A 12,330-nucleotide genomic window follows, 5' to 3' on the forward strand; every position below is an offset into this window, starting at 1 on the left:
GCCGTTTTTCTTATCTGCTTATTGCTGAATTTACTTCCACACGCGTAGCGCATCGTCCACGGGTGCGGACGGTTTCGGCGCCGTTGGTGTAGGTGTCGGTTTCGCACGAGAGAATGCATACCAGTCAAGATGCCGCGTCAGGAACCTCACACTCCCCAGCGCCAACAGCAGCACACTCGTCCCCAACAGCAGCGCGCTGTCTTCCGAGCGCAACAGTACCCACATCACACCATCCAACGCTAACAATGCCAGAGTGAAAACCACGCTGCTACGCCAGCCCTGTAGCACTGCCTGGAGATAAACCCCGTTCATCAGCGCGCCCACCAGGCTTGCGACAATCCATGCTAGGGTGAAACCTATATGTTCTGAGAGCGCCAGCAACAGCAAATAAAACATCACCAACGACAGCCCCACCAGCAGATACTGCATCGGGTGTAATTTTTTACCCGTCAACGTTTCGAACACAAAGAAAGCCATAAATGTCAGTGTAATCAGCAAAATGGCATATTTCGTCGCCCGATCCGTCAGTTGATACTGATCGGCAGGAGTGGCAACCGCGACGCTAAACGACGGCAAGTTATACCACCCGTCTTTTCGCGCATCCACAAACCGCTCGCCCAGGTTAGTGGCAAACCAACTGCTTTGCCACTGTGCCTGAAACCCTGACTCGCTGATTTCGCGCTTGTCGGGTAGAAAATCACCGAGGAAGTTGGGATGCGGCCAGTTGCTGGTGAGCGTCATTTGGCTGCTACGTCCTACCGGAACCACCGAGAACGCGCCGGTTCCGCTTAAATTGAGTGACATCGCCAGGTTCACATCGCGCATCGCCCATTGCGCATCCGGAAGCGGAATGTGGAGCCCTTCTCCGCGGTCTGTTAGCCCCGTCCCCGGTTCGACGGCAAGCGCCATTCCATTCACCTTCGGTGCTTTCACCACGCCAATCCCTCGCGCATCACCCACGCCCACCACGATAAACGGTTTCCCAAGGGTTATGTTGGGCCGGTTCAGTTCACTCAGTCGTGCAACATCAAACTCCGCTTTCAAGGTAACATCGGTATGCCAGACCTGCCCTTCGTAGATGCCCACTTTTCGCGGTTCGACGTTCTGGTTCCCCTCCACCATCAACGACTCCGGCAGCCAGAAGTGGATAAAACTGCGTCTGTGCTGCACCTCTTTTTCGTTTTCCAGCACGGTGTATAACTCGGTCACAGGTACGGCAATGAGCGGGCCGACCACTTTTTGCGGTCCGCTGGTACTCTGCCGAATCGCATCCTCTACCGCATCACGATAATCAGCACGTTCCACAATAATCTGCCGGACCATCATCAGGGGGATCAGCAGCAACACAATCGCGCCACCTAAGGTGACGATTTTCCAGAACAGGGGGGATTTCAACATAGCGTTCTCCTTATGCAATACTCGCAGAGTACGCACGCTATGTGGGGGGAATTTGAAGTTATGTGAAGTGACGGTGAAGTGTAAGCGTGGCCTCGACGCCGCCCTCAGGCCGGTTACGTAATTTTGCACTCCCCTTCAGCAGTCGCGCCACTTCGCGAACGAATGCCAGTCCCAGACCGCTGCTTTTGAGGCCATTCTCACGCGGCAAGGAGTAAAAGCGCTCGAAAATACGGGCCAGGGCAAAATCAGGAATACCTGTACCCGTATCGGTCACCGTCAGCGTCACCGTCTCTGCATGCGCTTGTGCGCTGAGGGTGATCGCTCCGCCTGCCGGGGTGAAATCAATGGCATTGTCCAGCAAGTTGCCCAACGCCTGCTCCAGCAGCGCCGGCTCCGCAGAGACGCTTAACGCCGAGGGGACAATCTCCAGCGATATCGCCTTCGTCGCCAGTTGAATCGCGCGCGCGTCGCTGATTTGCGCAAACAGTGCATCGACCGCTACCGGGGAGAGGGCAATATCCTGACGGTTTTCCAGTCGCGCCTGGCGCAGCAAGGTTTCAACCAGCGCCTGCATTCGCGCATTTTGGCTGAGAATATTGTCGGTAAAGCGCTTAACAATGTCCGGAGGCGGATTTTCCCGCAGAATTTCCGCCGCGCCGCGAATGGCCGCCAACGGACTCTTTAGCTCGTGGGTGAGCGCGTATACGTACTGTTCAATGTAATTCTTGCCTTCCAGCTTCAGACGCATGCTCTCCAGCGCCTGCGCCAGTTTGCGCAACTCACTGCTGCCCAGTTCAGGCAGCGGCATCGGCTGGTTTTCGGTCACGGAATCCGCATAGCGCGTCAGGCGGGCAATCGAACGGTTTATCCACCAGACCATCCCGGCGCCAATCACCAGCGCAATGCCAAGCAGAATCGCGCTGGCCCAAAGGATCCGGCGCTCGCTGCGTTTAATCACCGGTGCCATCGCGGCATTGGGTTTTCCCACGCTGAGCACGCCGATGATCTTTCCGTTGTCGACAACCGGCGCAGCAACATACATGACCGAGCTTTCCGGATCGGCGGGATCCTGCGGCGTACTGCGCGCGCCATACTGTCCACGCAGCGTTAGCCAGACATCGTTCCAGCGAGAGTAATCCTGCCCGACCGCTTTATTGACGGAATCAAACACCACTTTGCCCTGCGCATCCGTCATGTAAACATGGTACTCATTGCGGACTTTATTGATTCCGCTGATGTTGGCGCGAAAAGGACGGTTATGCAGTTGCGTAAACGCCTGCGCCAGTTGGCCATGCGCCGGGTTACCCGACAGGAGATCGTCACGCGCCAGCGCCGCCAGCAGCGTGGCAGTATCGATCAGCGTCCCTTCCGTTGCGCGCCGTACGCCAGGTTTAATCTCCTGTACAAAAATAGAAAGAACAAACCACGCAGCAACAGCGACAATCAGGAAATAGCCCAACAGCAAACGCATGCCAATGCGCATCAGAGGCTCCTCAGGCTGTAACCCATCCCACGATGCGTGTTGATCGGCGAAAGCGTCGGGTTGATCGCGCGCAGTTTGGCGCGCAGCGTTTTGATGTGCGTATCGACCGTCCGGTCGTATGTATCCTGCGCATCGGCCCAGACGATATCCATCAGTTGCTGGCGCGAATAGACACGCCCTGGAGATAACAGCAGCGTTTTCAGCAGCAAAAACTCATAGCGCGTGAGTGACAGGGGCGTGCCAAACCAGGCCACTTCAGCCGCCGGTTCATTCAGCTCAAAATGGCCGGTTTTGACGACAGGCGACGGTGTGGAAAACTTCTTCACCCGACGTAGCAGCGTGCGGACTCTGGCGCAGACTTCCCGCGGTGAAAACGGTTTGGCGACGTAATCGTCGGCACCGATTTCCAGACCCAGCAAGCGATCCACCTCATCGCTACGCGCCGTCAGAAAGAGGATTGGTAACGCCGGATGGTACTCAAGCAATCGCCGGCACAGCTCAAAACCGCTGATATCCGGCAATCCGACATCGAGAATCGCCACATCCGGACACTGATGACGCGCTTTCTCCAGCGCGGGCAACCCGCGCTCAAAGGCTTCCACGCTAAACCCTTCCTGCTGGAGCATATAAATCAGGGTATCCGCAATACCCTGCTCATCTTCCACCAACCAGACCGACACCTGCTGCATAATGCTTCCCTGTTATTCGCGCCACGGCATGATAGGTACCGCGCTAATGGCATTTTTCGGCGACCCATCGACCACCTTGTCGGAATAGGCCAGATAAGCCAGCGCGTTGCGTTTGGCATCATAGAAGCGCACGACCTGTAATGATTTGAAGACCAACGAAGTGCGTTTCTTGAAGACCACTTCGCCCTGCGCTTTACCGTTCTTGATTCTGTCGCTCAGTTCTACCGGTCCTACCTGCTGGCAGGAGATGGCGGCATCAGAAGTATCTTCCGCCAGCCCCAGCCCGCCTTTAATGCCACCGGTTTTGGCACGGCTGACGTAGCAGGTCACGTTTTTAACATCGGGATCGTCAAACGCCTCCACGACGATTTTATGATCCGGCCCAAAGATCTTAAACACCGTATCGACGGAACCGATCTGCTCAGCAGATGCCAGCGGCGCCAGCATAAGCAACAGAGTGGACAGAACTAAACTCTTGTATTTCATATTGTTACCATTCTTTAAAATGACGCTGCGCAATTATTCAGCATTGTAAAAGAAACTGTTTACAGATCACAGGATTACAATAATCACGTTTTATTAGATTCAAAAAAAGCATTAATGCGCAAAAAAAACACTGAATGCTAAAACAACAAAAAATGCTATTATCCAATAATCTGATGTCAGGTGTTTGTAGTTGAAAGGATGAGGATATTTTATGGATCAGGCCGGCATTATTCGCGACCTATTAATCTGGCTGGAAGGTCATCTGGATCAGCCGCTGTCGCTTGACAATGTGGCGGCAAAAGCGGGTTATTCCAAGTGGCATCTGCAGAGAATGTTTAAGGACGTGACGGGTCATGCGATTGGCGCGTATATCCGCGCACGCCGCTTATCGAAATCTGCCGTTGCGCTTCGCCTGACGGCTCGCCCGATTCTGGATATTGCCCTGCAGTACCGCTTCGACTCTCAACAAACATTCACCCGCGCCTTTAAGAAACAGTTTTCCCAGACGCCTGCACTGTATCGTCGTTCACCGGAATGGAGCGCATTCGGTATTCGCCCGCCTCTGCGTCTGGGCGAATTTGCCATGCCTGAGCATAAATTTGTCACTCTGGAAGATATGCAACTGCTGGGTGTCACCCAGAGTTACTCCTGTTCGCTGGAGCAAATTTCCGATTTCCGCCACGAAATGCGCTATCAGTTCTGGCACGATTTCCTCGGCCACGCGCCAACTATTCCGCCTGTACTCTATGGCCTGAACGAAACGCATCCCAGCCATGAAAAAGATGATGAGCAGGAAGTGTTCTACACCACCGCGCTGCCGCAGGATCAGGCCAACGGCTACGTACAGTCGGCACAGCCGGTGCTGTTGCAGGGCGGCGAGTATGTGATGTTTACTTACGAAGGGCTGGGAACGGGCGTTCAGGAGTTCATCCTGACGGTCTATGGTACCTGCATGCCGCTCCTGAACCTGACGCGCCGCAAGGGCCAGGATATCGAGCGGTACTACCCGGCTGAAGATGCCAAAGCCGGTGACCGCCCCATTAACCTGCGCTGCGAATTCCTGATTCCGATTCGCCGTTAACGCTGTAGCTCATCCAGTGCAGGGGCATCCAGATGCGAAATGTCCCCTGCCGTTTCGACCACCCATCCCGGCGCCAGCCACAGACTTTCCTGATAATCCACCCGCGAAATCGAGCAGTTACGCAGGCGTAAGCGGCGTTCAGCGTAGGCAGGAAGTCCCAGAATCGTACTGACCAGACAGCCCAGCGCAATGCCATGACTGACCAACAGCGGACGACTCCCCTGCGGCAAATCCAGGCACGCAGTGAGCGCGCCATGAACGCGATCGCTTAACTCCTGCATCGACTCCCCTTCGGGAATCCGTCCGTCGACGGTGCCGTTGACTAACTGACGACGCCAGTTCTCTTCTTCTTCAGTCAGGGTATCAATATGACGTTTTTCCAGCACGCCCATGTGCAGCTCGCGCAGGCGAGCATCTAAGGTGATATAACAGCCACAGGCCTGGGCGATGATTTCAGCGGTGCGGCGGGTACGTCCCAAATCGCTACTAATGACGTGGGTGATGCCGAGACTTTTCGCGCGGTCACCTACCTGCATAGCTTGTTGCTCACCTTTAGCGGTCAGCGGACTGTCGGACTGGCCTTGAATGCGTCGCTCGGCGTTCCACTGCGTTTCACCGTGGCGAACAAGGTATACCTGTAACATGCTATTTTTCCGTATACTGCAAAGAGTTTTTATAAAATCGAGCTTAATTATGCACCATGTTGTCTCAGCAACCACCAATCCCGCCAAAATTCAGGCAATTCTGCAGGCATTTAACGAGATCTTCGGTGAAGGATCCTGCCATATTGAGTCTGTGGACGTCGATAGCGGCGTACCGGAACAACCCTTCGGAAGTCCTGAAACGCGTGCTGGCGCACGGAATCGGGTCGAAAACGCCCGTCGTGCGCGCCCCGATGCCGACTTCTGGGTAGCCATCGAAGCGGGTATTGATGAAGATGCGACCTTCAGTTGGGTGGTTGTCGAAAACGCCACCCAGCGTGGCGAAGCGCGTTCTGCGACGCTGCCGCTGCCTGCGGTGATCCTTGAAAAAGTGCGCGAGGGTGAAGCGCTGGGTCCGGTAATGTCACACTACACGGGTATTGATAAGATTGGCCGAAAAGAAGGGGCGATTGGCGTGTTTACCGCCGGGAAACTGACGCGCGCCAGCGTTTACCACCAGGCCGTGATTCTGGCGCTCAGCCCGTTTCATAACGCGATTTATCGTTGAGTTCGTAAGCCGGATAAGACGAAATTGTCATCCGGCGATAGTGCGGTTGCAAGCCTGATGGCGCTACGCTTATCAGGCCTACGAAATCACTTTTCAGGCGTTTTTCAACAATATGGTTTCCAGCCACTGCCGCAGTTCGACGGGCGCCGATTTCAGGCTGTTAGAGCCGCGGGTAATCGTCGCAATCCCCGCGCCCAGCTCGTTTTTAAGCTCGCGCTGGCTCATTTCGCCACGTAATAACTCTTCGATAATGCGTACACGCGTCCCCAGCGCTTCGCGCTCATCCGGGGTCAGCATCAGTTGCAACAGCGGTAAGTGCAGATCCTCTGCATAAGACTGGCGGAGCAACTCCACAAAACGAAGCCACTCCTGATTACGTTGTTCGGCCATCGCCGATGAATAAGGGGAATGCTGGGTCATGTTATGCCGCCCTGTTGTACTCATACACGAGTACAAATCATAACATAACCCACCAGATTAATAACGTCTCTGCCACTCAGAATCGCTCATCAGGGTGTCTTTCTGCCCCATGAAATAACGATAGTAAGCGTCGTAGGCCAGCACGTTCTTCACATAGCCACGCGTTTCCGAGAAGGGAATACTCTCGACAAACGCCACGGCGTCGATCCGTCCCGCGCTGTTGCCAAGCCAGGTGCGCACGCGCCCTGGTCCGGCATTGTAAGCTGCTGACGAGAAGATCCGATTATTGCCAAACTGCTGATAGACGTACTGCAGGTAGCTGGTGCCGATATTGATATTGGTTTCCGGATCCAGTAACTGATTCTGACTGCTGTAACCCGGAATAGAGAACATCTTCACCGTGTGCGTCGCGGTGCCTGGCATAATCTGCATCAGCCCGCTGGCGCCGACCGGCGATTTCACCTTCGGATTCCAGGCGCTCTCCTGACGCGCGATCGCCATCGCATAGCTTTGCGGAATATCTTTGCCACGGGTATAGCGGGTAAAGAGATCCTGATACGCCAGCGGGAAGCGCTCCTCCAGATGATCCCAGAGTTTACCGGCGATCGTCGCCTGCACGCTCAGATCCCACCACTGATTGTTGAAGGCATAACGCGCCAGCTGCGCCTGCTCCGTCTTCGTCCGGCTGGTGACCAGGTTTGCCCACTCGCTGCGGGCGGTGTTATCCATATTCCAGTACATCAGTTCGCGAACGCGGGCCATTTCGGGTCCCTGAGTTAACGCGTTATTCACATTATCGGGCGCTTTATCAATTTTCAGTACGTATTCTTCCCCCAGGCGCTGCGCCGCCGCCATCGGGTAGAAACCGCGCTGCTGCATCAGCGCATGCAGGATCTCTTTTGCTTCCGCTTCCCGTCCTCGTTCCAGCAGCAAATCGGCCTGCCAGTAGCGCCATTCGTCCTTCTCTTTCGCTTCCATCGGCAGACGCGCCAGCCAGGTATTCAGGCCACGGCGATCGCCGGTCCCGAGCGCCATGCGCACCCGACGCTCCACCAGCGTGGTGGACTGCGAGCGCATAATCGCGTCGTCTCGCCATTTCGCCTGCTCGTCGGTGACGTCGTTGCCCATTAATCGCCAGGCGACGATATCGCGCAGCTCCTGGGTTTGATCCTCATTCAACTGCTGCGCCTGTACCAGTGACGGAATCATCAGACGCGCGTTTTCCGCATCCTGACGAGCGACGCTGGCAAAGGCCACAGCGGCCATCTGACGAGTGAAATCGGTCGCGCCGGTGGTGCGCGCAAAGGTCATGACGCTGTTCGGGTTGTTCGCCAGTGAGATAATCGCTGACGCGATAGTCTGGTACTCCACCGGCATCTGCCCGGCCAGTACCGTCACCAGTCCAGTGTTGCCCGCTTTCATCGCCAGGCGAATGCGCTCCAGGTAAGAAAGCGGATCCTGGGTGCCAGATGCACGCCAGACGCTGAACAGTTTGTCACAGGCATTAGGTTGGCTTTTACCGGTCAACCACAGCTCTTTCGCCCCCTGCCAGGCTTCTTCCGTTTGCCCGGTATTCCACTTCGCGTAATAGTAATTGCACTGCGCCTCGGTGGTTCTCGGCTTCTCCGGGCTAAACGCTAATAGCCCGCGCCAGTCTTCACGCCGCGCCAGTTCGTTAACGAAACGCGATTCCAGCGTACGCGCTGGCGGCAGGGTTGGGTTGGCACGGACAAAGTTAGTCACCGTGACGGTCGGCTGATTCATCAGATCATCGGTGATTTGCCGATATTCCAGATAGGGATACAGGGGGTAATTCTTCAGGCCCGGCATCATCTGCTCCACGACATCCATCTGTCGGTTATCCCAGGCCTGCTTAATCTGTGCGTAACGGTTACGCTGCTCATCCAGTGAATCGGCTCGCGCTGCCTGACTTAACGTCACCAGGCACACACCGGCGGCAATAAGACGCCAGGTAAATCGTTGGGCTTTGTCCACAAGCTCTTCCTCTAAATATGATACGTCGCTGCAGCCTCATGCCGCCTAATGATTTCATGCTAACCAGTCATTGGCATTTACGCCACGTCGCGGACACTTTTTTACTTTTACTGCGAGTGAGATCTGCTGGCTGGGATTGAGAGGGGAAAAAGGCTACACTTCGCCTTTGAATACATCTATACCCTAAATAATTCGAGTTGCAGGAAGGCGGCAAGGGAGTGAACTCCCCAGGAGCTTACATAAGTAAGTGACTGGGGTGAACGAGTGCAGCCAACGCACATGCAGCTTGAAGTATGACGGGTATATTCATCACGATAAATACAGAGGCGAGTCCAACGTGGCCCAATTCGTTTATACCATGCATCGTGTCGGCAAAGTCGTTCCGCCGAAACGTCATATTCTTAAAAACATCTCGCTGAGCTTCTTCCCTGGCGCAAAAATCGGCGTACTGGGCCTTAACGGTGCCGGTAAGTCCACCCTGCTGCGCATCATGGCGGGCATTGATACAGATATTGAAGGCGAAGCCCGCCCGCAGCCTGGCATCAAAATTGGTTACCTGCCGCAGGAACCTCAGCTTAATCCTGAACACACCGTACGCGAGTCTGTTGAAGAAGCAGTGGCGGAAGTGGTCAACGCACTGAAAGGTCTGGATGAGGTTTATGCGAAATACGCAGAGCCAGATGCCGACTTCGATAAACTGGCCGCGCAACAGGGCAAGTTCGAAGAGATCATTCAGGCGCACGACGGTCATAACCTGAACGTGCAACTGGAGCGTGCGGCCGACGCCCTGCGTCTGCCAGACTGGGACGCCAAAATCGCGACCCTCTCCGGGGGTGAACGTCGCCGTGTCGCACTGTGCCGTCTGCTGTTAGAAAAACCTGACATGCTGCTGCTTGACGAACCGACCAACCACCTGGATGCGGAATCCGTGGCCTGGCTGGAACGCTTCCTGCACGACTTCGAAGGCACCGTGGTGGCGATTACCCACGACCGTTACTTCCTCGACAACGTCGCAGGCTGGATCCTTGAACTTGACCGCGGCGAAGGTATTCCGTGGGAAGGTAACTACTCCTCCTGGCTGGAGCAGAAAGATCAGCGTCTGGCGCAGGAAGCCTCTCAGGAAGCGGCACGCCGTAAATCTATCGAGAAAGAACTGGAGTGGGTTCGTCAGGGCGCGAAAGGCCGTCAGTCTAAGGGTAAAGCCCGTCTGGCACGCTTTGAAGAGCTGAACAGCACGGAATACCAGAAACGTAACGAAACCAACGAACTGTTTATTCCACCAGGACCGCGTCTGGGCGATAAAGTCATTGAAGTCAGCCACCTGCGTAAATCCTACGGCGACCGCGTGCTGATTGACGATCTGAGCTTCTCTGTACCGAAAGGCGCCATCGTCGGCATCATCGGTCCGAACGGCGCGGGTAAATCCACCTTGTTCCGTATGATGTCCGGTCAGGAACAGCCAGACAGCGGCAACATCACGCTGGGTGAAACCGTTAAGCTGGCCTCCGTCGATCAGTTCCGTGACGCCATGGATAACAGCAAAACCGTGTGGGAAGAAGTGTCCGGTGGGCTGGATATCATGAAGATCGGCAACACCGAAATGCCAAGTCGCGCCTATGTTGGCCGCTTTAACTTCAAAGGCACCGACCAGGGCAAACGCGTCGGCGAGCTGTCCGGTGGTGAGCGCGGTCGTCTGCACCTGGCGAAGCTGCTGCAGGTTGGCGGTAACGTTCTGCTGCTTGATGAACCAACCAACGACCTGGATATCGAAACCCTGCGCGCGCTGGAAAACGCCCTGCTGGAGTTCCCGGGTTGCGCAATGGTTATCTCGCACGACCGTTGGTTCCTTGACCGTATCGCCACCCACATTCTGGACTACCAGGATGAAGGGAAAGTGGAGTTCTTCGAAGGTAACTTCACCGAATACGAAGAGTACAAGAAACGCACGCTGGGCGCTGACGCGCTGGAACCAAAGCGTATCAAGTACAAACGTATCGCGAAGTAATCAGCAAAATTGCCGGATGGTGGCGCACATGCCTCATCCGGCCTGGAAGGTTATTGCGCTTTGGCGGTTGCCGCAGGTTGTTGACCCGCCGCAGGTTCCAGCTGGAACACCACATCGACCTGATCATCAAACTGAATCGCCGCCTGCTCGTACGTTTCCTGCGCTGACACCGGTGCCGCGTCCGCTTTCATCATCCGCACCATCGGGCTTGGCTGATAGTTCGAGACATGGTAGCGCACGCTGTAAACCGGACCCAGTTTGCTGTTAAAACCGGCCGCCAGTTCCTGCGCCTGGTGAATTGCATCATCAATCGCCGCTTTACGCGCTTTGTCTTTATAAGCATCCGGTTGCGCCACACCCAACGAAACGGAACGAATTTCGTTCAGCCCCGCTTTCAGCGCGCCGTCCAGCAGTGGGTTGAGTTTATCTAACTGACGCAGCGTCACTTCGACAGTACGCACCGCACGATACCCTTTCAGAACGCTTTTGCCGTTCTGATAATCGTAATCCGGTTGGGTGCGCAGGTTCGCCGAGCTAATGTCTTTTTTCGCGATCTGATTTTGCTCAAGGAAAGAAAGGTATTGCGCAACGCGCTCATCAGCCTGTTTCTTCGCCGTCGCAGCGTCTTTCGCCGCAACATTAACCTCGATTGCCAGCGTGGCAATATCAGGTGCAGCGTCCACGCTTGCCGTCCCGGAAGTCACGATGTGCGGTCCGTCAGGCAATTCGCCTGCCTGCACCGACATTGCACTGAATCCCACTAATGCCGCCAGGGCCATCACTTTGAACTTCACTGTCGCTCCTCCATGTTACGTGAGTTGCCCCAAATTTCAGGGCGCATGCAGGCAAGCTTAGCGCGAAATAGTGTGTTGTCCATCAGACAACGCTTAGAGCGCTAATGGACTGGCTCTTAATTGAACAAGGCGTGAACATGCGCAACGCCTTCTTTTGCCAGTTGAAAAGCGATAAACCACATCACCAGCCCCACCAGCGTATTAATAATCCGCTGCGCTTTAGCCGTGCGCAGTCGCGGCGCGAGCCACGCCGCCAGCAGCGCCAGGCCGAAGAACCACAGAAAGGAGGCACTGACGGTGCCGAGCGCGAACCAGCGTTTGGGTTCGACATCCAGTTGTCCACCCAGACTGCCCAGCACCACGAATGTATCCAGGTAGACGTGCGGATTCAGCCATGTCACCGCCAGCATGGTGGCGATGATCTTCCAGCGTCCCTGCTTCATCACTTCCGCGCTGGCCAGTTCCAGATTGCTACTCATTGCCGTCTTTAAAGCGCCAAAACCGTACCACAGCAAAAAAGCCACTCCGCCCCAGGTGACCAGCGCCAACAACCACGGCGACTGCATCAGTAATGCGCTACCGCCAAAAATCCCGGCGCAAATCAGCAACAGATCGCTGATGGCGCACAGGAGCGCAATCATGATGTGATACTGACGACGTATCCCCTGATTCATCACAAACGCATTCTGTGGGCCGAGCGGAAGTATCATGGCTGCGCCAAGCGCAAGCCCTTGAAAATAATACGATATCACGGTAATCATCCTGAGTGT

At 55.4% G+C, this 12,330-nt stretch carries 12 protein-coding genes; 3 read left to right on the forward strand and 9 right to left on the reverse strand.

Annotated elements, in window-relative coordinates; genetic code table 11:
• Window positions 1-30: 30 nt before the first annotated feature.
• The 4 genes from creD to creA are packed head-to-tail and all read right to left on the reverse strand — an operon-like array spanning window position 31 to window position 4,056.
• A complete protein-coding gene (gene creD, locus JTI98_RS01175; RefSeq protein ID WP_216081833.1) occupies window positions 31-1,398 on the reverse strand; it encodes a cell envelope integrity protein CreD in 1,368 nt (455 codons plus the stop codon).
• 58 nt (window positions 1,399-1,456) lie between these two features.
• Window positions 1,457-2,881 carry a two-component system sensor histidine kinase CreC gene (gene creC, locus JTI98_RS01180; RefSeq protein WP_216081834.1) on the reverse strand — a complete coding sequence of 475 codons (1,425 nt, stop codon included), beginning with the start codon at window positions 2,879-2,881 and terminating at the stop codon, window positions 1,457-1,459.
• Entirely contained in the window at window positions 2,881-3,570 is a 690-nt protein-coding gene (gene creB, locus JTI98_RS01185; RefSeq protein WP_042998024.1) for a two-component system response regulator CreB, read from the reverse strand. Before creB ends, creC begins: the two co-directional genes overlap by 1 nt.
• A 12-nt stretch (window positions 3,571-3,582) precedes the next feature.
• A complete protein-coding gene (gene creA, locus JTI98_RS01190) occupies window positions 3,583-4,056 on the reverse strand; it encodes a protein CreA (RefSeq protein WP_042998025.1) in 474 nt (157 codons plus the stop codon).
• Between the two features lie 211 nt (window positions 4,057-4,267).
• Between creA and robA the strand changes: the two genes are divergently transcribed.
• Window positions 4,268-5,137 (forward strand): MDR efflux pump AcrAB transcriptional activator RobA, encoded by an 870-nt coding sequence (gene robA / locus JTI98_RS01195; RefSeq protein WP_044255635.1) that lies wholly within the window; start codon window positions 4,268-4,270, stop codon window positions 5,135-5,137.
• Here robA and gpmB read toward each other — a convergent pair.
• Window positions 5,134-5,781: a 2,3-diphosphoglycerate-dependent phosphoglycerate mutase GpmB gene (gene gpmB, locus JTI98_RS01200; RefSeq protein WP_216081835.1), complete on the reverse strand. Its 648-nt coding sequence runs from the start codon at window positions 5,779-5,781 to the stop codon at window positions 5,134-5,136. The genes robA and gpmB overlap by 4 nt on opposite strands.
• Window positions 5,782-5,830: 49 nt before the next feature.
• On the opposite strand from gpmB, the gene yjjX reads away from it, so the two are divergent.
• Window positions 5,831-6,346, forward strand: coding sequence for an inosine/xanthosine triphosphatase (gene yjjX, locus JTI98_RS01205; RefSeq protein WP_042998028.1), 516 nt, complete (start codon window positions 5,831-5,833; stop codon window positions 6,344-6,346).
• A gap of 93 nt (window positions 6,347-6,439) precedes the next feature.
• Here yjjX and trpR read toward each other — a convergent pair whose 3' ends face one another.
• Both trpR and sltY read right to left on the reverse strand, forming a co-directional pair.
• On the reverse strand, window positions 6,440-6,766 hold the full coding sequence (gene trpR, locus JTI98_RS01210; protein ID WP_042998029.1) for a trp operon repressor: 327 nt from the start codon (window positions 6,764-6,766) through the stop codon (window positions 6,440-6,442).
• A gap of 57 nt (window positions 6,767-6,823) precedes the next feature.
• Entirely contained in the window at window positions 6,824-8,761 is a 1,938-nt protein-coding gene (gene sltY, locus JTI98_RS01215; protein ID WP_216081836.1) for a murein transglycosylase, read from the reverse strand.
• 337 nt (window positions 8,762-9,098) lie between these two features.
• Between sltY and ettA the strand changes: the two genes are divergently transcribed.
• A complete protein-coding gene (ettA, locus tag JTI98_RS01220) occupies window positions 9,099-10,766 on the forward strand; it encodes an energy-dependent translational throttle protein EttA (RefSeq protein ID WP_058587598.1) in 1,668 nt (555 codons plus the stop codon).
• Between the two features lie 50 nt (window positions 10,767-10,816).
• Here ettA and JTI98_RS01225 read toward each other — a convergent pair whose 3' ends face one another.
• Both JTI98_RS01225 and argO read right to left on the reverse strand, forming a co-directional pair.
• A complete protein-coding gene (locus JTI98_RS01225) occupies window positions 10,817-11,560 on the reverse strand; it encodes an oxidative stress defense protein (protein ID WP_044328011.1) in 744 nt (247 codons plus the stop codon).
• A 116-nt stretch (window positions 11,561-11,676) separates the two neighbouring features.
• Window positions 11,677-12,312, reverse strand: a complete 636-nt coding sequence (argO, locus tag JTI98_RS01230; protein ID WP_043001725.1) for an arginine exporter ArgO — start codon at window positions 12,310-12,312, stop codon at window positions 11,677-11,679.
• Between the last annotated feature and the right edge of the window lie 18 nt (window positions 12,313-12,330).

The sequence above is a fragment of the Citrobacter sp. MGH 55 genome, from assembly GCF_016906145.1.
In the GTDB taxonomy this organism is placed as follows: Bacteria; Pseudomonadota; Gammaproteobacteria; order Enterobacterales; family Enterobacteriaceae; genus Citrobacter_A; species Citrobacter_A amalonaticus.

Bases quoted from the DNA above. Each gene is read 5' to 3' on its own strand.
- creB (WP_042998024.1), bottom strand. From the start codon at position 3,570: ATGCAGCAGGTGTCGGTCTGGTTGGTGGAAGATGAGCAGGGTATTGCG.
- robA (WP_044255635.1), top strand. From the start codon at position 4,268: ATGGATCAGGCCGGCATTATTCGCGACCTATTAATCTGGCTGGAAGGT.
- creC (WP_216081834.1), bottom strand. From the start codon at position 2,881: ATGCGCATTGGCATGCGTTTGCTGTTGGGCTATTTCCTGATTGTCGCT.
- trpR (WP_042998029.1), bottom strand. From the start codon at position 6,766: ATGACCCAGCATTCCCCTTATTCATCGGCGATGGCCGAACAACGTAAT.
- gpmB (WP_216081835.1), bottom strand. From the start codon at position 5,781: ATGTTACAGGTATACCTTGTTCGCCACGGTGAAACGCAGTGGAACGCC.
- creD (WP_216081833.1), bottom strand. From the start codon at position 1,398: ATGTTGAAATCCCCCCTGTTCTGGAAAATCGTCACCTTAGGTGGCGCG.
- yjjX (WP_042998028.1), top strand. From the start codon at position 5,831: ATGCACCATGTTGTCTCAGCAACCACCAATCCCGCCAAAATTCAGGCA.
- creA (WP_042998025.1), bottom strand. From the start codon at position 4,056: ATGAAATACAAGAGTTTAGTTCTGTCCACTCTGTTGCTTATGCTGGCG.